General features: G+C 30.9%; 18 protein-coding genes. 13 read left to right on the forward strand and 5 right to left on the reverse strand.

Features of this window, described 5'->3' with window-relative positions; all coding sequences use genetic code 11:
• Positions 1-37: 37 nt before the first annotated feature.
• Genes LNAT_RS04925 through LNAT_RS04960 form a run of 8 tightly spaced genes read left to right on the forward strand, consistent with a single transcriptional unit; the run spans position 38 to position 6,519 of the window.
• The gene (locus LNAT_RS04925) at positions 38-277 is read left to right on the forward strand and encodes a glutaredoxin family protein (protein ID WP_096258939.1); all 240 of its coding nucleotides are present in this window, start codon (positions 38-40) and stop codon (positions 275-277) included.
• A complete protein-coding gene (locus LNAT_RS04930; protein ID WP_096258941.1) occupies positions 274-1,137 on the forward strand; it encodes a damage-control phosphatase ARMT1 family protein in 864 nt (287 codons plus the stop codon). The genes LNAT_RS04925 and LNAT_RS04930 overlap by 4 nt, the downstream gene beginning before the upstream one ends.
• On the forward strand, positions 1,134-1,982 hold the full coding sequence (glyQ, locus tag LNAT_RS04935) for a glycine--tRNA ligase subunit alpha (protein WP_096258943.1): 849 nt from the start codon (positions 1,134-1,136) through the stop codon (positions 1,980-1,982). Before LNAT_RS04930 ends, glyQ begins: the two co-directional genes overlap by 4 nt.
• On the forward strand, positions 1,979-2,695 hold the full coding sequence (locus LNAT_RS04940; RefSeq protein WP_096258945.1) for a Nif3-like dinuclear metal center hexameric protein: 717 nt from the start codon (positions 1,979-1,981) through the stop codon (positions 2,693-2,695). Before glyQ ends, LNAT_RS04940 begins: the two co-directional genes overlap by 4 nt.
• 26 nt (positions 2,696-2,721) lie before the next feature.
• Entirely contained in the window at positions 2,722-3,444 is a 723-nt protein-coding gene (locus LNAT_RS04945; RefSeq protein ID WP_096258947.1) for a zinc ribbon domain-containing protein, read from the forward strand.
• 10 nt (positions 3,445-3,454) lie between these two features.
• On the forward strand, positions 3,455-4,600 hold the full coding sequence (gene waaA / locus LNAT_RS04950) for a lipid IV(A) 3-deoxy-D-manno-octulosonic acid transferase (protein WP_096258949.1): 1,146 nt from the start codon (positions 3,455-3,457) through the stop codon (positions 4,598-4,600).
• 16 nt (positions 4,601-4,616) lie between these two features.
• On the forward strand, positions 4,617-4,907 hold the full coding sequence (locus LNAT_RS04955) for a DUF167 domain-containing protein (RefSeq protein ID WP_096258951.1): 291 nt from the start codon (positions 4,617-4,619) through the stop codon (positions 4,905-4,907).
• Positions 4,900-6,519, forward strand: a complete 1,620-nt coding sequence (locus LNAT_RS04960; RefSeq protein WP_096258953.1) for a helix-hairpin-helix domain-containing protein — start codon at positions 4,900-4,902, stop codon at positions 6,517-6,519. The genes LNAT_RS04955 and LNAT_RS04960 overlap by 8 nt, the downstream gene beginning before the upstream one ends.
• Here the strand turns inward: LNAT_RS04960 and LNAT_RS04965 are convergent.
• From LNAT_RS04965 to fliK, 5 genes are read right to left on the reverse strand one after another with little or no spacing between them, the layout of a single operon-like run.
• Entirely contained in the window at positions 6,499-8,283 is a 1,785-nt protein-coding gene (locus tag LNAT_RS04965) for a motility associated factor glycosyltransferase family protein (protein ID WP_096258955.1), read from the reverse strand. The two genes, LNAT_RS04960 and LNAT_RS04965, sit on opposite strands and share 21 nt — an antisense overlap.
• Positions 8,284-8,323: 40 nt before the next feature.
• Complete coding sequence (locus LNAT_RS04970) at positions 8,324-10,930, reverse strand: flagellar hook-basal body complex protein (RefSeq protein WP_096258957.1); 2,607 nt, start codon at positions 10,928-10,930, stop codon at positions 8,324-8,326.
• 47 nt (positions 10,931-10,977) lie between these two features.
• Positions 10,978-12,891, reverse strand: coding sequence for a flagellar hook-basal body complex protein (locus LNAT_RS04975; protein ID WP_096258959.1), 1,914 nt, complete (start codon positions 12,889-12,891; stop codon positions 10,978-10,980).
• 17 nt (positions 12,892-12,908) lie between these two features.
• A complete protein-coding gene (locus LNAT_RS04980) occupies positions 12,909-13,583 on the reverse strand; it encodes a flagellar hook capping FlgD N-terminal domain-containing protein (protein WP_096258961.1) in 675 nt (224 codons plus the stop codon).
• Positions 13,584-13,622: 39 nt separating this feature from the next.
• Positions 13,623-15,035, reverse strand: coding sequence for a flagellar hook-length control protein FliK (fliK, locus tag LNAT_RS04985; RefSeq protein WP_096258963.1), 1,413 nt, complete (start codon positions 15,033-15,035; stop codon positions 13,623-13,625).
• Between the two features lie 111 nt (positions 15,036-15,146).
• Between fliK and typA the strand changes: the two genes are divergently transcribed.
• The 5 genes from typA (at position 15,147) to LNAT_RS05010 (ending at position 25,077) form a co-directional block, all read left to right on the forward strand.
• The gene (gene typA / locus LNAT_RS04990) at positions 15,147-16,952 is read left to right on the forward strand and encodes a translational GTPase TypA (RefSeq protein WP_096258965.1); all 1,806 of its coding nucleotides are present in this window, start codon (positions 15,147-15,149) and stop codon (positions 16,950-16,952) included.
• A gap of 141 nt (positions 16,953-17,093) precedes the next feature.
• Positions 17,094-18,482 carry a TolC family protein gene (locus tag LNAT_RS04995; RefSeq protein ID WP_096258967.1) on the forward strand — a complete coding sequence of 463 codons (1,389 nt, stop codon included), beginning with the start codon at positions 17,094-17,096 and terminating at the stop codon, positions 18,480-18,482.
• A 22-nt stretch (positions 18,483-18,504) separates the two neighbouring features.
• Positions 18,505-19,545 carry an efflux RND transporter periplasmic adaptor subunit gene (locus tag LNAT_RS05000; protein WP_096258968.1) on the forward strand — a complete coding sequence of 347 codons (1,041 nt, stop codon included), beginning with the start codon at positions 18,505-18,507 and terminating at the stop codon, positions 19,543-19,545.
• 8 nt (positions 19,546-19,553) lie between these two features.
• Complete coding sequence (locus tag LNAT_RS05005) at positions 19,554-23,036, forward strand: efflux RND transporter permease subunit (protein WP_096258970.1); 3,483 nt, start codon at positions 19,554-19,556, stop codon at positions 23,034-23,036.
• Between the two features lie 76 nt (positions 23,037-23,112).
• Positions 23,113-25,077 carry an EAL domain-containing protein gene (locus LNAT_RS05010; protein ID WP_096258971.1) on the forward strand — a complete coding sequence of 655 codons (1,965 nt, stop codon included), beginning with the start codon at positions 23,113-23,115 and terminating at the stop codon, positions 25,075-25,077.
• Positions 25,078-25,091: the final 14 nt, after the last annotated feature.

Here is a 25,091-nt window from a genome sequence, read left to right on the forward strand (position 1 = left end):
TACATTTTCAATTATACATTAATAGGAAGGAGGGTGAATGGCTCAAAAAAGGGTAGTACTTTTTACGGCGCCCGGATGTGTATGGTGCGGCAGGGCAGAGCAGTTTTTCAGGAAAAATAAAATAAGATTTAATAAAATTGATATAAGCAGGGACGCAAAAGCCGCAAAAGACTGTGAAAGACACGGATGCAGGGGAGTGCCTGTGATTTTAATTGGTAGTAAATGGATATGCGGATTTAATGAGCCAGCAATTAAAAAAGAATTAGGACTAAAATGAATATACAAAGAGATTGTTATGTCTGTATTTACACTCAGGCTCTTAATATTACAAAAAGACTGAATTTAGATGAATATATTTCAAGTGAAATTTTAAGAGGGACGGCTAAAATATTATCTAAATACGATCTTTCTTTTATGCCTCCTGAAATTGCAAAAGAAGTTTATGAATTTATAGAAAAAACCCTTAATATTGCAGATCCTTTTGAAAAGGAAAAAAAAGAGGCAATTAAAAAAGCCCTTGAGTTAAAACCTGTTTTAGAAGAAAAATTAAAAAATTCTAAAAATTTTCTTTTTAATGCAATAAAAATCGCAATTGCAGGAAATATAATAGATTTGGGCGTTAATCAGAGTTATGATTTGGATGAGGAAATCAGAGATATTTTTAATATGCAGTTTCGCCATAATGATTTTGATAAATTAAAAGAAAAATTAAAAGAAGCAAGAATGTTATGTTATTTGGCAGATAACAGCGGAGAAAATGTTTTTGATGAAATTTTGGTAAAGAGTATTAAAAAACTGTATCCTGAAATTAAGATTTATTATGTTGTAAGAGGTAAACCGATTATCAATGATGTGACTCTTAAAGATTTAGAAGGGCTTGAAATTAACAGTTTAGCGGAAGTTATTGACAGCGGAGTGCCAACTCCCGGGTTTCATTTAAAATTTGCAAATGAAAAATCAAAAGAGATTTTTTATAATTCTGATTTGGTAATCAGTAAAGGTATGGGTAATTTTGAAGTACTTTTTGGTGAATGTGGAAGAGAAGTTTTTTATCTGTTTAAGGTAAAATGCGATGTGGTTGCAAATGCATGCGGATGCAAAAAAGGTGATAACGTTATATTGAAAGGTGAAAAATGATATATTTTAGCGATTTACTTTTAAAACTTCAGGAATTTTGGAAAAACAAAGGTTGTAATATTGTAATGCCTTATGATTTTCCAAGCGGGGCCGGGACGTTTCATCCGGCAACTTTACTTAGAAGCCTTGGAAAAGGCCCTTGGAATGTGGCGTATGTGGCGCCAAGTAGAAGACCAACTGATGGAAGATATGGGGAAAACCCAAACAGGCTTGGGGCTTATTATCAGTTTCAGGTTATTATGAAGCCAAGTCCCGATAATATTCAGGAGATGTATCTTGAATCTCTTGAATATTTAGGGCTGAATTTAGCCGAGCATGATGTAAGGTTTGTAGAAGATAACTGGGAATCTCCGACTCTTGGAGCGTGGGGACTTGGATGGGAAGTATGGCTTGATGGTATGGAAGTTACTCAATTTACCTATTTTCAGCAGGTCGGAGGACTTAAAACATTTCCGGTGCCGGTTGAAATAACATACGGAACTGAAAGACTTGCTATGTATCTGCAGGGAGTTGATAACGTATTTGATATAAAATGGAATGAAACAACAACATATGGAGATATGCATAAAAGAAGCGAATATGAATTTTCAAAATACAATTTTGAAGTGGCTAGCGTTGATATGCTTTTTAGATGGTTTGAAGACTGCAGAGCAGAAGCTAAAAAATGTATAGAAAATGATTTAGCACTTCCGGCATATGATTATACTATTTTAGCAAGTCATGTGTTCAATGTTTTGGATGCCAGAAAAGCAATATCTCAGACAGAAAGGCAAAATTATATCCTCAAAATCCGCGAACTTGCCAAGATGGTGGCAGAAAAATATGTGGAAATGGAAGGGCAATGAGACTCAATGAAATTTATAGATTTTTAGATGAAATAAGCCCTTTTGATTTGCAGGAAGAGTGGGATAACAGCGGCATAAATGTAGGGATTAATGATGAGGTTGAGAGAATTTATTTATCACTTGATATTGATGAAAATGTAATTGAACAGTTAAAGCCAAATTCTCTTCTTATTACCCATCATCCCTTGATTTTCAAAGGTATAAAAAAAGTAAATTACAATTCTTTTTCTACAAAATATTTAATTTCACTTATTCAAAAAAACTGCTCACATATAGCAATGCATACAAATTTTGACAAAACTCATCTTAATAACTATTTTGCAAGAAAAGTTTTGGGGTTTGATGGTGAAAGCGCGGATTTTGTTTTTTATTCTGATGTTTTTATGGAATTTGATGAATTGGTTGATTTGGTAAAAGAAAAAATGAATTTAAAGCATATAAGAGTTGTAAAAGCAAAAGATTTTGTTAAAAGAGTTGCAATAACGACCGGTGCCGGTATGAGTTTACTCCCATATGTAAAAGCAGACTGTTTTTTGACAGGAGATATAAAATATCACGAAGCAATGGATGCTAAAGCCAGGGAAATTAATCTTATTGATATTACTCATTACGGGAGTGAAAAATATTTTGTGGATGCTTTGTATGACGATATAAAAGATTTAGAGATTGAAATTATAAAAATAAATTCAGAAAATCCGTTCAGTTTAATTTGATATAATTCCAATAAAAAAGGCCTGCAATGAATAAATTTTTAGAAGAATTAATTGAACTTAACAGACTTGAGAGAAAACTCAAAGAGCTTGAACCTGTTGAGGCTAATATTAAAGCACCTGTTACTAAACTTGAAAATCAAAAAAAAGCTCTTGAAGAGAGATTTGAAAAGCTTGAAGAAGAGATTAGAAATATAAAACTTAAAAAAAGCAAAAACGAATTGCTAATCAAAGAGCTTAAAGAAAAATTAAATTCAATTGAAGAAAAACAGGGTAAAGCTAAAACAGAAAAAGAATTTAAAGCCCTTCAAATTGAAGAAGAATTGGCCCGTGAACAAATAGAAGCTGCAAATGAAGAAATTGCCAAATTTGAAAAACAGCTTGAGCTTAAAAACGAAGAAAAAGAAAATTTGGCAAAAGAAATAGAAAAAATAGATGCAGAAATTACACTTTTAAGTGTTGATGTAGAAAAAAAACTTGATACTGTGAGGAAACAAAAAGAGGAAATTTATAAGAAAAAAGAAGAACTTATTAATAAAATGAATCCTCAAATTTACAGATTTTATGAAAAAATTAAAAGATGGGCTGAAATTACAGCAGTAACCCCTGTTAGAAAACAGGCATGTACCGGCTGTAATATGAAAATAAGCGATAAAATTTATTCAGAAGTATTAAAAGGGGAAGAAATTGTAACCTGTCCACATTGCGGCAGGGTTTTATTTGTTGAAGATACAGAAGAAAGTGAAAAGTGATAAATGAAAAGTGAAAAATAAATTTTTTACTGCTTTTTATCTTCTTTTTCTTTTTTTTATTTATTTAATTTCAATTCCTTTTTTAGTAATCCTTAGTTTTAAAGAAAAATATAAAAATTCAATTCCTGCAAGATTTTTTTTATTAAACAATCCTCCGTTTAATAAAAAACTTCATCATTTTCATTCCTGCAGTCTTGGAGAAACAAGAGCGCTGAAGCCTGTTATTGAAAGATTTGAAGAAGTTAATTTAAGTGTTATTACAAATACGGGCTTTAATGAAGCAAAGAAATATAAAAATGCAAATGTAAGGTTTTTGCCGTTTGAAATATTTTTGCCTTTTTGGCTGAAACCCTGTAAAAATTTGGTGGTAATGGAAGCGGAACTTTGGTATATGCTTTTTTATCTGGCAAGAAGGAGATGTAATAAGACTATTTTGCTAAATGCCAGAATTAGTGAAAAAAGTTATCCAAAGTATCTGAAATTTAAATGGTTTTATAAAAAAATTTTTGAAAATATAGATATTGTTTTGGCACAAAGTGAGGAAGATAAAAAAAGGCTTTTGAGCTTAGGGGCTAAAAATGTAGAAGTGGTTGGAAATATAAAAACATATTTTGAGCCGAAGATTACAAGAGAATATATTAAAAAAAAGCCTTTGATAGTACTCGCTTCTACCCATAAGAATGAAGAAGAGATTATTTTACCAAAACTTGATTTAGATAAATTTCAGGTTGCGGTTGTACCAAGACATCCTGAGAGATTTGATGAAGTTTATAATATTATAAAAAAATATGGAAAAGTGGAAAAATTAAGTGAAAAGTTAAAAATTAAAAGTGAAAAAATAAATTTGGATAAAGATTTAATTTTGATTGATAAAATGGGAGAATTGGTCAATTTATATAAAACAGCTGATATTGTAATACTTGGGGGCAGTTTTGTAGATAATGTGGGGGGACACAATCCAATTGAAGCTGCATATTTTAATAAGCCTATAATTAGCGGAAAATATTATTTTAATCAGATGGCTTTATATAAAGAGGTTGAAAATATTGAAGTTTGCGAGGTAGATGAAATAAATGAAGTGATAAAAAAAGCAAAACCTACTAAAATAAAAAACAGAATTGATTTGGATAAAATAATTAATATAATTGAAAATTAATAATGGAGAATGGAAAATGAGTAAATTTTATGAAATCAAAGATGAAAAAGTAATTTTTTATGTAAAAGCCCAGCCAAATTCTTCAAAAAACAAAATAGCGGGGCTTTACGGGGATAATTTAAAAATTAATATAAAAGCACCTGCGGTTGAGGGTGCTGCTAATAAAGAACTTATTAAATTCCTATCTAAAACTTTTAAAGTGTCTAAAAGTGATATAATAATAAAAGGTGAAACAAGTAAAAGAAAACAGATTATAATGCCTTTAAATGAAAAAATAGAAAATTTCCTAAAGGAATTTAATGACTAATGCTGATATAGCAAAAATGCTCTCCCTTACAGCGGATTTACTTGATATAAAAGGGGAAAATCCTTTTAAAGTACGGGCTTACAGAAATGCGGCAAGACTTATAGAAAATTCAAGTAAAGATTTTGAAAAGCTGGTAAGAGAAGGCTTTGATTTAACACGTCTTCCAGGAATTGGACATGATTTGAGTGAATATATAAAAGAAATTGTAACAACGGGTAAATTTTCAAAACTTGAAGAACTAAAAAAAGAAGTACCTGAGGGATTGATTGATATGCTAAGCATTGAAGGGCTCGGCCCTAAAAGAATCAAGCAGATTTATGATGCGTTTGGAATAACAAGTTTGGATGAACTTAAAAAATATGCTGAAAACGGGGAACTTGATAAACTTCCGGGATTTGGACCTACACTGATTCAGAAAATTTTAAAAGGAGTAAAACAGCTTAAAAAAGCAGGTATTAGGTTTTTATGGGCTGATGTGGAAGATGTGGCAGAGGATTTAAGAAAATATTTAATGGATTTTGAGGGGGTTGAAATTGTTGAAATTGCAGGAAGTTATAGAAGAAGAAAAGAAACAGTCGGAGATTTGGATATTTTGGTTATTGCCGATGATTATATGAAAGTTAGTGAATATTTTACAAAATACAAAAGAGTTAAAGAAGTTTATTCAAAAGGGCTTACAAGAAGCACTGTTTTTTTGGATAACGGATTGCAGATTGACCTGAGAGCCGTTACAAAAGAGAGCTACGGAAGTGCACTTCATTATTTTACAGGAAGCAAAGACCATAATATTGCAATTAGAAAAATGGCAATAGAACTTGGTTTGAAGGTTAATGAATACGGTATTTATAAAGGAACTAAAAGAATAGCGGGGAAAACAGAAGAAGAGGTTTATAAAGCAGTAGGCCTAACTTATATTGAGCCTGAACTCAGGGAAAACAGGGGCGAAATAGAAGCTGCTAGAAATGGGACTTTACCAAAACTTATAACTTTAAATGATATAAAAGGTGATTTAAAAGTATATTTTAATGAAAATATTAAAGAAATTATTAAAGCAGCTGAAAAAAGAGGATATGAATTTATTGGAGTCTGTACAAGAAATGTGAAAGATTTAGAAAAAATTAAAAGTTTAAAATCCAAAATAAAAATTTACAGTGCAATTGAATGTGTAATTGATAAAGATGGAGAGTTAAATTATTCTGATGAAGAGATTAAAAATTTTGATATTGTTTATGGAAGTATTGAAGATAATTTTGATTTGGATAGAGATATCCAGACAGATAGAATTTTAAAAGCTTTAGAAAAAATAAATATATTATCCCATCCGTTCTGCAGGAAAATAAATGAATTTAACGGTATTGATATAGATTTTGAAAAAGTTTTAGAATATGCGAAAAAAAACAATAAAATCCTTGAAATTGACGCAAGAAGAAACAGACTTGATTTGGATGATTCAAAAATAAAGCTTACAAAAGAAGTAGGCGCTAAAATGGTTATAAATTCTTATGCTACTAATGAAGATGAACTTAATAACATAAAATACGGGTTAAATCAGGCCAGGAGAGGTTGGGCTGAAAGAAAAGATATTAAAAATTCAGTTAAAAATCCTTTCTAAATATTCTTCAAATTTAAAAATTTCTTTTTTTACTATTTTTGCCAGTTTCGGATATTCTTTGAAATCTATTTTAAAGGAAAGAATGTATAAATTATTTAAAATATGGAAAAGAGAACCTCTTAGAAGTAAAAAAGCCTCTTTATCAACCTGTTCGAATGTTTTAATTAAATCTTCCAATCCTTCAATAAGTGAGGTTAATTTTTCTCTTGAAGTAATTTTTATATCCATGGCTCTGCTTATTGCCAAAAGCAGATTTTTAATTTCAGGTTTTTTGTCTTTATAATCGGTTTTATTAAAACATTTTAAAATTTCGCCTATATATTTTGTTTTGTCGATTTTTGGTAGGTTTTTATCTTTTAATGGAATACTTCCTTCAATATAAACCCCGTCACTTAAATTATAAACTGTTAAATTTTTTTCTTTTATCAGTTTTTCAATATTTTTTTTACTGCTTAAAAGTAAAGGATTGCTGTAAATATCATTGCTGAAATTACCTTTTACCTTTATCCCGCTTTTTTCAATATCTTCTTTATCATCATAAAAACTGCCATTTGAATGTTTTCTCTCACCGAGTCTAAAACCTAAATCCATACCGCATAAATATATTGCATTGGTAAATTCTCCTGCAAAGGCCATTCCTGTATTTCCTACTATAGGTGAAGAATATTTAAGAGTAAAATAATTGTCTTCTAAAGTAAAAGCTTCCCTTATATACATCAAAGGTTTTTTTGCCATTTGAAAAACAGACGGATTTACAACGCTTGCTCCAAGAAAATATCCATTATAATTTGGCAATATATCTTTTAGGGCTTCTTTTAAAATATCAATTCTTTCCTGTTCGATATGAAAATCACTTTCAATTCCGGCTTTAATCAGAGGTTTTAGGGCAGTCCCGACTGAAATTATTATCATAGAATCCCTGTTTTTTTTAATAAAGCCAATATTTTTTTCCAGACTTTTACCATTTGCCACAATACAAATTGGAATATTTAATTTTTTTGATTTGGAAAACAGTGGATATTGATTAATATTTTGTAAATGATTTTTTATCCCTTTAACCTCATCTTCAAAAGTTCCCCATCCCCTGTTTTTTAAAAGTGATGTTTCACTGAATTTATTTTTTGCATCATTTATGTAATTGTTTTCATAAACAGTTAAAGTAAATCTTGCAAAAGATGAGGTTATCACTCTTTCAAAATAAAACTTCTCTATTGCAAAATAGTTTAGTTTATTTTTAATAAAAATAAAAAGTTTACCTTTTAATTTTTTATAAAGTTTTTCATAATCTATAAAATAAAGACTTATAGCAAAAAATTCCGGTTCAGGTTCGTAAATAAAAAGGGATTGGAAATTGTATTTTTGAGCAAGTAATTCGATATGTTTTCCAGCTAGTATTCCTAAAATTACAGTTGCAGGTAAAAAATTTTTTTCGAAATAAAAGCTGTTTGTGTAATTTAAATCTTTTGCCTTATCTATTAGTTTATTTACTATTTTTGCAGTTATAAAAAATTCTTTTTCATCTAATCTAGGAGGATTTAAATAAAAAAATTCCTTTTCCCATAAAATGTTTTGTATAGGGTTGTGAGCAAACACTAAAGAGTCTTCATCTATTGAATTTGGATAAATGTAAATATTTGTTTTAGTATCGTAAATATTATTATTTGTCAGTTTATATCTTCTTGTTTTTATTGAAGTTATTAAGTTGTAAAAAGAGGGAATATTTTGATAAAAAAATTTGATATTTTTTTCAAAAAGTTTTTGCATTATTTCTCCGCTAAAACAAAAGTTTTAGCGAATTATATCATTATTGTTTTAATTGAAGCAGAGTATTTAACATTTGATCTGATGTTGTGATAGATTTTGAGTTTGCCTGGAAACCTCTTTGAATAACAATTAATTGAGTAAGACTTCTACTCAAATCCACATTACTCATTTCAAGGGAACTTGGCTGAATTGTTCCTCTTCCGCCTGTTCCCGCTGTTCCTATAATTGGCTCACCGGAATTTGGGGAAGCACTAAATAATGTGCCTCCTTCACTCATTAAACCTTCATTATTTACAAATTTTGCCAATGCCACCTGAGCCAAAGAATAACTTCTACCGTTTGTAAATACACCGATTACGGTACCTGTTTGGTCTACTACTAAGTTTTCCAAATCACCTCCAGGATATCCATCCTGTGTCTGTCCGCTTGTTGAACTTGGAGCTTCAAAAGATGTAATACCGTCAAATTTGCCCATACTTCCTAAATCTAGTTGTATTGCCTGTCCTGAATTGGCCCCGTTATTTGGATTAAATATTAAGCTAGGAGGATTATATGAATTGATACTTCCATCAGGGTTAAATTTTACATATCCAAATGCCGGTTGATCTAATGTAGACGGTGCTGGAACCTCGGCATACCATTTCCATACAGTTGGATCGTTTGGATTTTCTGATGTATGCGTTTTTCTGAAATGAAGGGTTAAAGTGTGTTTACTTCCAAGTGAATCAAATACATCTATACTTGTAGTATGGGTTGCAGCATTTATTGATTGTGATAGAGCCTCCCCTCCGGCTGCTAAACTACCGTTTAAAGGTGAAAAAGCATCCGTAAACAGTTGATTGTCTTTTTCATCGTCAGGATAACCAGAGATATTAATATTAAATGAATTTGCAGATGTGTTTTTTATATCCAATTTCCCATCTTCATTAATAGATACGATACCTTGATTTCCTGATGTGGAATTTAACGGATCCCCGCTGTCATCAATTGCCAATTGCCAAATGTATGCCAAATCTTGAATATCATGGAAATAATATGTGTCGTTTTTATAAAAAGTATTTGTTTTGTCATTTGTTCCATTTATGCCGCTGAATATTTCTGAGAGTCTACCAAGAGGTTGACTTGTGTTTGATACGGTATTATCGTTAGAATCTTTTAATATTACTTTTCTGATAATCTTCCCGTCTGATTCAATCATTTGTCCATTTTGAAAACTTACAATATCGTTTACATTTTTATTAGTGAAATCAGAATTTAATAAACAGCATAAATCGCTAAATGTTTGGAAATCTTTTCCATATGTATAGGTTAGGGTGTCATCGATGTTTCCGTCATTGTTTGTATCAATTTGGAAAGAAATTTTTTGATTTACATTCATAAATGCTCTGCTATTATCATCGTTTGTAGTTGAATTGTATAACCAGTGAAGGCCTTCATTTGAATCGGCAACTATATTTTCTTTTGGCTGATAAGCTCCTGATGCGCTTCCACATCCTTCTGTTTCATTTATCGGTGTTTTTGTATAAATGAATTTTCTGGTCTCACCCAGACCATTAATATTTACTTTTAATCCTTGCCCATCTTCTAAATGAAAAGCATCCCCGCTTGCATTAAAAAGTTCTCCAACATCGTCAGCTCCGATAAAACTGTTTTGTACAGCTTTTATAGATTCTGTGGTTGTTGAAGGCCCGTCAAGTGCTTTAAAAATATTTTCTAAAACCGGATTGGTAGATATAAGAGTGTTTTCAGTTTTTATTCTATTTGCCGGGTCAACTATTTGTCCGTTTCCGTTTAAATAAACTTTATATTTAGAAGAAGGGGTAGTGCCTGTTGTGTCTTTTATTATTTCATTTATTTCATCAAGTAAATCTTTAATAGTTGTGAATTTTCTATCAGTTTTTGAAGTGCTTTTACCGTATGTAAATGTAAATACCTCAGAGTTTGTATCAATTGTACCGTTACCATCTTTATCTATTGCTATAGTGATTTTATCAGTATCAGGTATTAAAGAAATCTTTTCTCCGTTTGCATTATATAATCCGTTCATATCCGCCGTTTGGTCTACTGTAGGTTTTGTACCGCTCATTTCTTTAATATGATCACCGCTGTTTAAATTGGCTTTTATCTGAATTTTACTTGTAGGGTTTGCAGGAGTTGTAAGACCAGGGGGAATGGAAATTGGCTGAACACCTTTTGCTGTATCTATTGTATGTGTATCCGGGTCTGCAAGCCATCCCTGCACAATATATCCGTTTGGATCTACAAAATTACCGTTTGCATCGAATGTAAAATCACCGGCTCTGGTGTATCTGTATGTTTTTCCTCCGTCTGCACTCACCACAAAAAAACCGTCACCGTTAATTGCCATATCGGTATTTTTGTCTGTGTTTTGGATACTGCCCTGTTTAAACATTGTCTCGACCGCACTTACACTTGATCCAAGACCTATTTGAAGTGAATTTTTTCCACCTAAATTTCCTTGAGGTGCAGTGGCGCTTTTAACAGTTTGGCTTAGTAGATTTTGAAAATTGGTTCTTGAATATTTAAAACCTACAGTATTTACATTTGCGATATTGTTTGCTTCAACATCCATTGCTACCTGATGAGCGTTTAGACCACTAACCCCGCTCCAAAGACTTCTCATCATAATTTATTCCTTTAAATAAAGTTTTTAATTTCAAGCAAAAAGTGTTCCTAACTTCGTTTCAAATTAATTGCTTTTTGAATCATCTGATCACTTGTTGTAACCGTTTTGGCTGCCGCCGAAAAAGCTTTTTGAGTAATAATAAGTTCTGTCATGGCTTCTGCAAAATTTACATTTGAAGTTTCTAATTTACTTGGTAAAACTTTTGCATAAGGTATATACTCTCCATCTTTTTCATATAAAAACGCTTTATTTGAATTGGCAGTTTCCCTGAACAGATTTCCTCCTATACTTTCTAAACCTTGAGGGTTTTGAAAATGAAAAATAGGAATTTGTGCAACTGCAATGCTTTTTGAATTTGAAAAATTTGCAAAAATAGTTCCGTTATCATTAATCTCATATCCCTGCAGATAACCCTTTGCTAATCCGTTTTGAGAAAATGAATAGCTGTTTTTAAGGTCTGTTTTGGCATATGATGTAAGATTAAAATCTACTTCCATAGTTTGAGGAGAATTTAATGTTATTGATTTTGGTGATAAAAGTTGTCCGTTTGCATCAAATGTAAAAGTTTGATTTGTAGTATTTATAATGTTTCCGTTTTCATCTTTTATTGTTATTTCACCTTTCCATAAAATTTGATTATTAAGTATTTTTTGCTTGGTAAAAGAAAAAGTGATTAAATCTTTATTTCCGTCTTTATCAAAAATATTTCCACCAAAATTTTGTTTATTTACTTTAAACGAATAGCTTTTTGCAGCGGTTTGAGGGTATATTTCATTTCCGAGTCTTCCTAAATTGTTTATAAATAAATCATTGGAGGTTTCGGTTTTTAATATATAAGAATTAATTGTTTTTTCTGTCGGATTATTTGTTACTATTCTTCCTTCATTATCTAATGAAACTGATATATTGCTGTTTTCATTTTCAGCAAGAGTATTTAATTTATCTATTAAACTTTCCATTGTGTCAAATTCGTTATCCTGAGTTGGATTAGCATTATAAATTAGTTTTTCCGCTGCAATGTTTGGCAGATTGTTATTGTTTGAATGTAAAATTATTTTAGCAGGATTTGAAATTATTATTCCATTATCTGAAATTTGGGCATCTATTCCATTTTGAGTTAGTTTATCTACTAAAGCATTTTGAATTTCTTCTTTTGTAGCTCCATCAGGCAAGGTTAAATTTATTTGTTTTCCATTGATTGTAAAATCATAAATTAAATCTTTTCCATCTTTTTCATCATTAGTTATACAAATTTCGCTTGAAATTAGATTATTAGAATAAGTAGCGGGATTTCCGAATCCAAAAACAAAAGAATCTCCGTTTCTAACTTTTAAATCTTCCCCATCTTTTGAATATAAGGCACTAAAATCGCTTTCAAGATTTGCAGGAGAGGTGGTATTAATCTTATTTGCATCATTTAAATTAGTAAAAAGTTCAATTTTAGATGTGGCAATTGCAGGTAAAATCATTGAATTTGGCAAAGAAATTGGTGATAGTGGATTATTTATCAGATTATCAGTCGGTATGTTTTGGTCTATTTCATAATTTCCGTTATTGTTTTTTATATTGTTTGCATTTGCTACTAGCAGATAATCTCCGTTATCATCTACCAAAAAGCCTTGGGCGTCTCTTTTAAAACTCCCGTTTCTTGTGTAATATGTATCTTCACCTTTTTTAACTGCAAGCCATCCTTTTCCTCCAAGGGCAATATCAAAAGGATTGTCAGAATCTATAAAACTGCCCTGTGATAAATTTATAGCATTTGCGTTTAAATAACCTCCCAGACCCACATCTGAAATTATAGGAGATGATTTGAGCGTTTGTGAGAAAATAGAGGCAAACTCTGGCTGTGTTTCTTTATATCCTACTGTATTTATATTTGCAATATTATTGCTCCATATATCAATACCGTTTTGAAAACTTTTCATACCGCTTACGCCGTTAAAAAAAGATCTTGTCATTTATAAAACCTTTAATATTAATTTTGCCACTGATAAATTTCTTTTATTTTTTCAAATGGGACATATTGGCTTGCGAGTTTTGCATAAGCTTTTCCGTTTTCAAATCTTATAGATTCTATAGGATATGCTCCTAGTGCGGTAGTTTTTTGTTTTCCATCTGGTGTTGTATAAACTGCACTTATTTCATAACTGTTGCTTTTTACCCTCATACCATTACTGTCTTTTAAATCCCATTCAAAACTTAAAATTCCTTTAGAATGTGGATTTAATTCAAATTCTTTTACAATGTTACCCGCTTTATCTTTTATTTGAACTTTTCCGCTTTGTATGTTGTCTCCAAAATATAATTCAAAATCTTTTTTTGTATCATCATCTGTTATGTTTATGTATCTATTGCCTGTATCCGCCATTTTTCCTATTGCTGAAACGGTGGAAAGCTGATTTGATGATGTGAGTGTTTTTGATAAAGTATCAATTGTTTTTTGCATATTTGTATTCATCTCCATTGTAGAAAGGTAAGCGGTCTGTTCAAGCATTTTGTCTGTATCCATCGGATTGGTGGGATCCTGCATTTCAAGTTGTTTTAAAAACAGTTTCATAAAAGCGTTTTTGTCAAGCTCGGAATTTGGATTATAAATTTTATCGTTTCCCGCTTTTGTTGCATTGTTTGTAATTGTTGCTACTGATGACATTTGCCAGCCTTTTTTATAAGGGCAGCAAAAATTATTCCGTTAAGCATATGTATATGGAATTTCTATAATTAATTCGTCATAATTATCATCATTTTTGTTGGAAGAATAATGTTTATATGCTTTTTTATTCTGATTTTCCCTGTTTTGATTAGAGTTAAAATTCATATCAATTCCATTATATCCCATATTTACCAATACATTTTTTAATTCAATTTGATGGGAATGGAAAAAATTAATGGCCTGGTTGTTTGAATTTATGTTAATTTGTAGATTATCGCCTCTGTGGATAATTGTTATATCTACTTTTCCGAGTTCTTTTGGATGCAGTTCTATTGATAATTTACTAATTGGAGGTTTATAATTTTTAATTGCTTCTTTTAAATTGTTTGAAAAATATTTAATTGATTCTTTTGCTTTTATTATTTTATGTTTTATTTCAGTGTTTGGATTAAAATTATTAATTGTAATATCAGTGGTTTTATTTTCATTATTATTTTTGGTTGCATCTATTTTATTGTCAGAATTTGTTAAATTATCAATATTTAAATTTTTATTTTGTGTTATGTTTTCATTATTTATGTGCGGGTTTTTACTTGAAATTAATGTTTGTAATATATTTTTATTATTATTTGCTTTGTGTTTTAATGTCAGGATTGAAGAATTTATTTTATTAATATTTTGAACGATTTTTAAATTAGGAATTTTTATTTGTGGTAAATATTTAGGCTTTTGAGGCTCTGTTTTTATAATTTTTGTAATAATTTTTTTAATATTTAAGCCGTGTTTGTTTGCAACTGATACTAATTCTTCAAAAGAATTCACATTTTTAATTTCAGTAATTATTTTTTTGGTCAATAATTTATTTTCAATTTTTGTATTTGCTTCAATTTCTTTTTTTATTAATTGGGTTATATCTTGTTTTATTTTTTTTATTTCTTTTTTGATTTTTTGTGGAAAAGTTTGTGTGTTGTTTAATAATAACCTTAAAATGTTTTCTATATTGTTTATATTATCATTATTTTTAATGTCTTTTGTTTTTTTTTCAGTTATATTTAATGGGGTGTCTTTTAATTTTAAATTATCATTTTTATTTATTAATTTCAAAAAATATTCAATATCGTTTTTCAAATCTGTTTTTGTATCGGTTTGTGTACTTTTAGTGTTAATGTTTTTTATTTCGATGTTTTGTGCTTTGTTATCCAAATTTAATTTGTTTTTTATTATTTCTTTATTTAATAATTCTAAATATATTTTTTTATCTTTCTCGGGCAATTTTGAAATTATTTCTTTTATTTCTTCTTTCGTTAAATTAAAGTTTTTCAATAATTCTATAGCTTTTTTAGGTTCTATGTTTTTTAACAGTTCTGAAATAAAATTTTGGGTAGGTTTTATTTTGGAATTATTTTTTGTTTTAATGTTTATTGTTAGTAATTCTATTAATTGAGAAGACATTAAAAACCTTTTTATTTAAAACAAGCAAATATTATTCCATCTTTACAAAAATAAAAATTTTCTATTTTATATATATTGATGTATAATTTCAAAAATTTTTAAAGGTAATTGATGAAAAATATTAGAAATATCGCAGTTATAGCTCACGTTGACCACGGTAAAACCACTCTGGTAGATGAGCTGCTTAAACAATCTCACACTCTTGATGCCAGAAAGGAATTTGGCGAGAGGGTAATGGACAGTAACGATTTGGAAAGAGAAAGAGGTATTACTATTTTAAGCAAAAATACGGCTATCAGATGGGGCGACTTTAGAATTAATATTATTGACACCCCGGGGCACAGCGATTTTGGCGGAGAAGTTGAGAGGGTGCTTAAAATGGTAGACGGTGTATTGCTTTTAGTTGATGCACAAGAAGGTGTTATGCCTCAGACTAAATTTGTTGTAAAAAAAGCACTTTCACTCGGACTTAAACCTATTTTGGTTGTAAATAAAATTGATAAACCCGCAGCTGAGCCTGACAGGGTTGTAGATGAGGTGTTTGATTTGTTTGTAAGCATGGGGGCAAATGAAGACCAATTAGATTTTCCTATTATTTATGCGGCTGCAAAAGAAGGGTATGCCAAATGGGAACTTGAAGATGATAATAACGATATGACCCCTGTTTTTGAAGCTATTACAAAATATATCCCAGCTCCTGCCGGAGATGAAAACGCTCCTCTTCAAATGCAAGTTTTTACACTTGATTATGACAATTATGTGGGAAGAATAGGAATTGCCAGAATTTTTAACGGAAAAGTAAAAAAAGGTGAAGAAGTAACTCTTGTAAAAGCCAACGGAGAAAAAATAAACGGTAGAATTACTAAGCTGATGGGATTTTTGGGGCTTGAGAGGATGGAGATTGAAGAGGCAAAAGCCGGTGATATTGTAGCGGTTGCCGGATTTGAAGCATTAAATGTAGGAGATACCATTGCCGATAAAAACAATCCGATTCCTCTTGACGCACTGCATATTGAAGAACCGACCATCAGTGTTATTTTAAGTGTAAATGACTCTCCGCTTGCCGGGACTGAGGGTAAAAATGTAACAGCTCCAAAACTTAGAGACAGACTTTTTAAAGAAATGCAAACAAACATTGCTATGAAAATAGAAGAGCTAGGAGAAGGTAAATTTAAAGTTAGCGGAAGAGGAGAACTTCAAATTGCAATTTTGGCTGAAAATTTAAGACGTGAAGATTTCGAATTTTCACTATCACGTCCGGAAGTTATTATTAAAGTGGAAAACGGTGTGAAACTTGAGCCGTATGAATATGTGGTAGTTGATGTGCCTGATGAATACAGCGGAGTGGTAATTGAAAAACTTGGAACCCGTGGTGGAGTTATGAAAAACATGATGCCTTTATCTGACGGTACTACAAGAATTGAATTTGAAATGCCTGCCCGCGGACTTATCGGTTACAGAGGTGAATTTATGACAGATACAAAAGGTGAGGGTGTGCTTAACAGCAGCTTTTTGGAATTCAGACCTGCTACTACTAAACCTTATAAAAGAAAAAACGGTGCGCTTATTTCCATGGAAAACGGGGTTGCCACCGGGTATGCAATATTTAACCTTCAAGAGAGGGGCAGAATGTTTATAAAACCGGGGGATAAAGTATATAACGGTATGATTGTAGGAGAGCATTCAAGGGGCAATGATTTGGAAGTTAATCCAATCAGAGGTAAAAACCTAACAAACGTCAGGGCTAGTGGAAGTGATGAGGCTATAAAACTTGTACCTCCGGTTGAAATGACACTTGAAAAAGCGCTTGAGTGGATAGAAGATGACGAACTTGTAGAAGTTACCCCAAAATCAATCAGAGTCAGAAAAAAATATCTTGACCCAACTGAGAGAAAAAGAATGAGCCGCAGAAAATAATATAAAATGTAAAATGGAAAATGTAAAATTAATTCTTCATTTTCCATTATCAATTCTTCATTAAAAATATAACTTTTTCTTATATCTTCGTTAATTTTTATAAATCTTTGTTACAATTCAAAAAAATTTTAAAGGAGCGGTATGAAAAAATTTTTATTCACTGCCGCTTTGTCAAGTCTGCTTTTAGCTAAAGTAGTTACTTTTAATGAAATTTTAAAAGAAACAATGAAGAATAATTTAGAGCTAAAAGCAAAAAAACTTAATATTGACAAAGCAAAGAGCGATTTGGAAAAAGCCAAGGGAATGGAGTGGGGAAAGTTTATTTTTAGTGAAGAAATAAGCAGGACCAATAATGCTTTATATGTTTTTGGAATGAAACTTGGTGCGAGGGAAGCTACGTTCAGGGATTTTGGATTCAGTGATTTTCTTGCCAATATGCCTGGTTTGATGAGTGGAAGTGTGAGCGGAAATCAGGTATTGTCTATTCAGCCTCATGATTTAAATAATCCGGCACCAAGAAGTAATTTTGCTACAAAATTTGTTTACGAAGTCCCTATTTTTACAGGTTTTAAATTAACTTATGCAAAAAAAATGGCAAAACTCCAAATCCTGGCAAATAAATTTAAATTCAATAGAGATAAAAATCTTTTGGCTTTAGAAGTTTTAAAGGCATATAACGGGGCGGTAGCGGCTAAATATTTTATAAATGCCCTTAAAAAAGCCAAAGAGACTACAAGTTCTTTTGTAAAAATGGTTGAAAATTTTAAGAAAGAAGGAATGGCCACCGATATTGATTTGCTTCAGGCTAAAAAAAGAGACAGCGAAGTTGATGCATATCTTGAAGAAGCTAAAAACAAATATGCCTTGGCTCTTGCGTATTTAAGGTTTTTAAGTGATGATTATGAAATAACAGATGTAAGTGATTTTGCAGTTGTGATTTCTCCTGATAGTGATTTGAATAAACTTATAAAAACCGCACTTAAAAACAGAAACGATTTAAAATGGATGAAAAAAAATGTAGAGACTATGCAAAAAAAAGTTAAATTTGACTCTGCCGATAAATATCCGATGATAGGCGCCCATTTGGAATACGGCTGGAATGACAATACTATAGCAAATATAAGAAGTGATAAAGATTACTGGCTTGCAGCGGTAGGGCTTAAATATAATATTTTTGATAAAAGCAAAGATGCCGATATTGAAAAAAGTAAACTTTCTGCCCTTCAGACAAGTTATTATTATAAATATATGAAAAAGGGGATAGCCCTTGATGTAAGACAAAAATATCTTAATTTAAAAACAAAAAGTAAAATAATAAAAAATAAAATTATAAATAAAGATTTGGCAGAAGAAATTTTAAACAAATATACATATATGTATAAACAGGGAATGATTAATATGACAGTGCTTTTAATGAAAGAGGCTGATGCAAGAAAAGCAAGAGCAGAGCTTATTAAAGCAAAATATGACGAAGCGGTTGCTGCGGCTGAACTGAAAGCAAGTATAGGTGATTTTGTAAAGCAAAAATGAAAAGTGAAACAAAGGAGTTTAAATGATTAAGAAAATAGCATTTATTTCAACATTGGCATTAAGTGTTTTTGCTTTTGAATATGCTAATGTTAAAAAAGAAGAAATTCCTTTAAAAAAGGAATATGTAGCGGATATTTACGCTAAAAAACAGGTAATGCTTGCAAGCAGGGTCATGGGATATGTTAAGCAGATAAATGTAGAAGAAGGTGAGAGAGTAAAAAAAGGTGAACTTTTATTTGTGGTTGACCCAAATGATATTTATTCTATGCTTAACCAGGCGAGAGGTGCTGTTTTACAGGCCCAGAGCGGGGTATTGATGGCTGAGATGGCTTATGCCGATGCAAAAAAAGATTATGAAAGATTTAAGAATTTATATGCCGAGGGTGCTGTCAGTAAAAGAGATTTTGAAAAAATGAAACTAAATATGGATATCAGAAAAAAACAGGTTGATATGGCTAAAGGAATGCTAAAAAGAGCAAAAGCCGGGCTTGATATGGCAAGAAACCAGATTAAATATGCCAAGGTTAAATCCCCTATTGATGCAGTTGTTACAAGAAAAATGAAAAATGTCGGGGAAATGGCTCTTCCAGGGTATCCTGTTTTAATACTAAGTGATTTGAATTCTTTGAAAGCCAGAAGTTTTGTAAAAGAGGCTGATATTGATAAATTCAAACTGGGTATGAGTGTTCAGATTTTTGTACCGGCAGTAAATAAAACTTACAAAGCAAAAGTTGATACAATAATTCCAAGCGCAGACCCTGCTACTCATTCATATATTGTTAAATTTGCTTTGGATAATTACGATAACAAACTTCTTCCCGGAATGTATGCAAAAGCTAAAGTTGTTGTAGGTAAAAAAGAGGCTGTTTTGGTTCCGTTTGCGGCTGTTACAAGCAGGGAAGGGCTTGTCGGTGTATTTGTGAATGAGAATGGAACTGCAAAATTTGTACCTATTAAACAAATTGCTCAAGAGGGAGATTTTATAGCTGTTGAAGGTTTAAAAGGTGATGAAAAAGTAATTTTATATCCTCCTGCAAATTTAACTGACGGACAAAGATTATAGGAGCGATGATGGATAAATTAAAAGAAATTAAAGCCCAGATTGATGAAAAAAAGAAAAGATTGGAAGAATTAAAAGTTTCTTCATGCGATATAAATGAAATAAAAACTCTTGAAGATGAAATTAAGGAATTAGAAGAAGCAGCAAAAAAAAGAGAAGAAAAAATACATTCTCTTGAAGAAGAAGTTCAAAAAAAAGAAGAAGAATTAGCTCATATTGAAGAAGAACTTGAGTTAAATATTGCAGGAAAACTGGCAAGAACATTTTTAAAAAATCCACTGACTCCTGTAATTGCCCTAACTCTTATATTAATGGGGTTAATTGCTGTGTTTTTAACACCAAGAGAGGAAAATCCACAGATAGATGTTCCCGCCGCCAATGTAATAGTGGTATATCCGGGAGCTAGCTCCAAAGAAGTCCAAAATGTGATAGTAGACCCTCTTGAAAGAACCCTAAAAGCCATGACCGGTGTAAAACATGTTTACGGTATGGCAATGAATAGTGTCGGAATTGTTACTGTCAGATTTAAAATCGGTCAGGATAAAGTAAGAAGTATCAGTAAACTTTATGACAGAGTTATGCAAAATATGGATAAACTTCCAAAAGGTGTATGGACACCTCTTGTTAAACCAATTGATATTGACGAAGTGCCAATTGTAACTTTAGCGCTTTCAAGTGAAAAGTATAATGATGCTCAGCTTTACAGAATTGCCCAAAGACTGCTTTCTCCTCTTGCAGCAGTAAAAAATGTGAGTATTATCGGGATAAAAGGCGGTCATAAAAGACAGTTTAATATTTTAATCGACCCTCAAAAACTTGCAGCCTATCATTTATCACTTGGCCAGATAGCAATGGCGCTTAAAGGCGCTAATGTGGATTATCCGCTAGGTTCAATGGATAATAAAAAATACTCAATCCCTGTGGAATTTGACGGATTTATTGATTCAGTTAAAGATGTTGAAAATTTGGTAGTCGCAAACTATATGGGAAGACCGATTTACATTAAAGATATCGCAAAAGTTGAAGACGGAGTCGATTTTCAAAATAAACATAAAACTTATTATGAAGCAGGACTTGCTAATGAAGATAAAGATGTAATCGGCAAAAAATTAAATCAGGTTACCATTTTTATCGGTAAAAAAAGAGGAACAAATGCTGTTTTTGTGGCAAGGGATGTAATCGCCAAGGCAAAAGAGCTTGAAAAAACACTTCCAAAAGATGTAAAAATATTTGTTACAAGAAACGACGGGCACAAAGCAAATCATGCAGTTAATGAACTCATTGACCACTTGTTAATTTCACTTGGAGTTATTATTGTGCTTTTGATTTTAATGCTTGGATGGAGAGAAGCATTAATTGTAGCGTTTACAGTGCCGCTTATTTTATCTGTGACACTGTTTATAGGTATGCTTGCAGGTCAGACAATTAACAGAATTACACTGTTTGCATTAATTCTTTCACTTGGATTATTGGTTGACAGTGCCATTATCGTTATTGAAAATATACACAGACATTTTGAAATTGGTGATAAAGAGAGAGAATATGCAGCGGTTTATGCAACAAATGAGATAGGAAATCCAACTAATATTGCAACACTTGCGATTATTCTGGCATTTATTCCAATGCTTTTTGTTACGGGAATGATGGGCCCATATATGAGACCGATTCCGTTTAACGTGCCAATTGCTATGATTGCCTCACTTGTAATTGCTTATATGTTTACACCGTGGGCTGCTGTTAAATTCCTGCCAGAACACAAAAGTCATCATGAACCTTTTGATATAAGAAAAACCAAAACATATAAAATTTTTTATTCAATTTTAGAGCCGTTACTGAATTCAGGGTTTAAAAGAGTGGTGTTTTTCAGTGTAATTATGCTTTTATTTGTGGGATCTCTTATGCTTCCGGTTTGGAAAATCGTTTTGTTTAAAATGCTCCCGGGAGCGAATAAAAACACATTTAATATAACAATCGATTTGCCAAAAGGTGCAAGTATAGATTCTACTGCAAAAGTTAGCAACTGTGTAGCTAGTATTTTAAGCAGAGAAAAAGAAATAAAAGATTTTGAACAGTTTATAGGTATCAGCGGGGTTGTGGATTTTAACGGATTACTTAGAGGCTCTTCTATGAAACAGGGAGAAAATTACGGAGAAATAAGGGTCAACCTGTTCCCTAAAGAAGAGGGTAGAAAAGAAAGTTCAATTGATATGGTAAGCAGGCTTAGACCTATTATCCAAAAACAGTGTAGTTTTGATGGTGCAAATATCAAACTTGTAGAAGACCCTCCAGGACCGCCTGTAATTGCCACACTTTTAATGCAGGTATTCGGAGGAGATGCTAAGGGAAGACTTAAACTTGCCAATTACATAGAAGATATCTATAAACACACAGACAGGGTTGTAGATATTGATATTATGAGAGACAGACAGATTGTAAAATATAAAATTATTCCGGATAAAGAAAAAGCGGCTTTACTTGGCATCAGTGTGGACCAGATTGCAAAAATTCTTGGAATGGGCTTAAAAGGAGCAGTAATCAGTGTTGCACATATTCCAAACGAAAAAGATCAGGTCGGTATTTTTGTAAGATTTGAGAAAAAATACAGAAATAATTTAGAAAGCCTTGATAAAATAAAATTAATGTCAATGACAACCCATAGATTAGTGCCGCTTAAAGAAGTGGTAAAAGTTGTGCCTGTGGGTTATGACGGAATGATTACAAGCAAAGATTTAAGACCTATGGTTATGGTTACTGGTGAAATGAATAAAAGAGGTAGTATTTACGCACTTTTGGATATTTTCTTTGAGCTTAAAGACAAAGGAATTCCTGGTTATAAAATCATTTATGACGGAAATCCGAGATTAAACCTAAAAGCACTTGATTTAAAAACCGGTAAAAGTTATGATTTAATCTGGGGAGGTGAATGGGAGCTTACATTTGATGTATTCAGAGATCTTGGAAGTGCATTTGGTGTTGCAGTTGTGTTAATTTATCTATTGATGGTTGCTTATTATAAAAACTTTAGAATTCCAAGAATTGTTCTCGCAGCCGTACCGCTTACATTTATCGGGGTTCTTCCGGGACATGCCATAATGAACTGGATAACTCTTGCATTTTTCCATTCGAAAACATATTTTACGGCAACCAGTATGATCGGGTTTATTGCACTAGCCGGAATTGTTGTTAGAAATTCGCTCCTTTTAATAGACTTTACCAATGACTTAATTAGACAGGGCAGAAGTATAAATGAAGCAGTGATTGAAGCTGCCGCTACAAGATTTAGACCGATTATTTTAACAGCCCTAGCAATAATCTTGGCATCATTTGTAATTGTTCTTGACCCGGTTTGGCAGGGTCTTGCAGTTGCACTGATTTTCGGTGTACTTGCTTCTACATTATTATCAGTCATAGTAGTTCCGATTCTTTACTGGAGATATTTGATTTCAAAACAGAAAAAAGAAAAACATATTAAATACGGATTAGAAGATATTTAATTCCTTTTTTCCTTTTCTTTTATAAATTTATGTTATAATTTTTAATAAAAGTAAATTTTGTGTAAAAAGAGTGAATATGGGTTCAATAACTTCTAAAATGCTTAAAATTATTATAATGTCGTTATTTGTAGCCACAATTATTATTGTAATTTTATATGTTATTTTATTAAATTTATTTATATATCAGGAAAAAGAAAAAGCCAAAATAGTAACCAATATTGCTTTTTCAACCAAATATTCACAAATGATGCATCATTATATCTCTTTTAATGAAATAATTAAAATGTATAAAAAAAATTCCAACATTGATTTTAAAATATATTCTTTGTTAAAAAATAAAAATTTAAGCAAGGACAGCTTTTTTAAAAAATTAAAAAAAGAAAAAGAGACTTATAAGATTAATTTAAATTATCTTAAATATTATAAAGTAATAGAATTAAAAAAAAGCTGTTTGAAATGTCATGGAAAAGTCAGAAGAAATTTTATGAGTTGCGGCGGAATAACTAAAATGAAAAATAAACTGGTGGGATTTAAAAAAGGAGATATTATTGGATTTGTTGAAACCAAAGTACCTGTAAAAAAATCTTTTATATATTTCAATTTTTCATTTATTGTTGCTATAATCTTTCTTCTTTTAGCTTTAATCGCCACTTTATACGCTTTTTCCGATTTTGCCAAACTGCTTAAAAAAAATATCAATATTTTATTGGAATTTTTTGATACCAGAGTTTCAAAAGGAATATATGAAACTTTAAAAATCAAAATGGATTTTATTGAATTTGAAAAATTGAAAGAATCAATCAATAAAGCTGTAAACGCAATAAAATATTACAGAGATGAAATGATTAAAAGATATTATTACAATCACATTACAAATCTACCAAACAGAATGAAATTATTTGATGATATGAAAACAACAGATAAAAATTCTTTGGCAATTTTGAATATTAATAAGTTCAGAGAAGTTAATGATTATCTTTCTCAGGAGATGGGGGATTTAATTATTAAAGAAGTGGCCAAAAGATTGGTAAATATAGCAGACGGTGATGTATATCATGTAAATATTGATGAATTTGCTATTTTACTCAATGATAATAGATGTGAAAAAAACTGCGGGTATATTAAAAAAATAATTAATAAACTAGAACAACCATATATTATAAAAAACAATGAAATAAATTTATTTTTTAGGGCGGGAATTGGCTCTAGAAAAGAAAAAGATGTTTTTAAAGTAGCTGATATAGCTATAGAATATGCAAAAAGAAAAAAAAGAAAATGTCTTTGTTTTTGTGAAATAAAAGATTTGGCGCAAAGTTTTGAAAGAAATCAAAAAATTTTAAATATGATAGAAAAAGCTTTGAGAGAAGACAGGATAATTCCTTATTTTCAACCTATTATAGATAATAAAACGCAAAAAATTGTAAAATATGAGGCATTAATCAGGATGATAGGAGAAGATGGAAAAGTTTATTCCCCAGAGTTTTTTTTAGATGTTGCAAAAAGCGTAAATATATATAAAAATTTAACACTAATAGTTTTTCAAAAAACATTAAATATATTTAAAAACAGAGAAGAAGAAATTTCTTTGAATCTTTCCTTAGAGGATTTTGAGGATGAAAATATAAAAGAAAAAATTTATAATTTGATTAAAGATTTTCCAAATCCCCAAAAAATTACAATTGAATTATTGGAAAATGAAGATATAGCTTCAGATGCCTCTATTTTAAATTATTTAACAAAACTTAAAAAGTTAGGGGTAAAAATTTTTATTGACGATTTTGGGAGCGGTTATTCCAATTTCAGTTATTTATTTAAATTTGAAATAGACGGATTAAAAATTGATGGAAGTTTGATAAAAAATATTTTAACTGATAAAAAATCTCAAATGATTGTAGAAACAATGGTGGAATTTGCAAAAAAAGGAAATATAGTAACTGTTGCAGAATTTGTTGAAAATAAAAAAATTTTTGAATATATAAAGAAATTGGGTATTGATTATTCCCAGGGATATTATTTTTCTCCTCCTAAACCTTTGATATAATTTCGCTTAAAAAA

This window comes from Lebetimonas natsushimae, from assembly GCF_002335445.1.
Classification (GTDB): Bacteria; Campylobacterota; Campylobacteria; order Campylobacterales; family Nautiliaceae; genus Lebetimonas; species Lebetimonas natsushimae.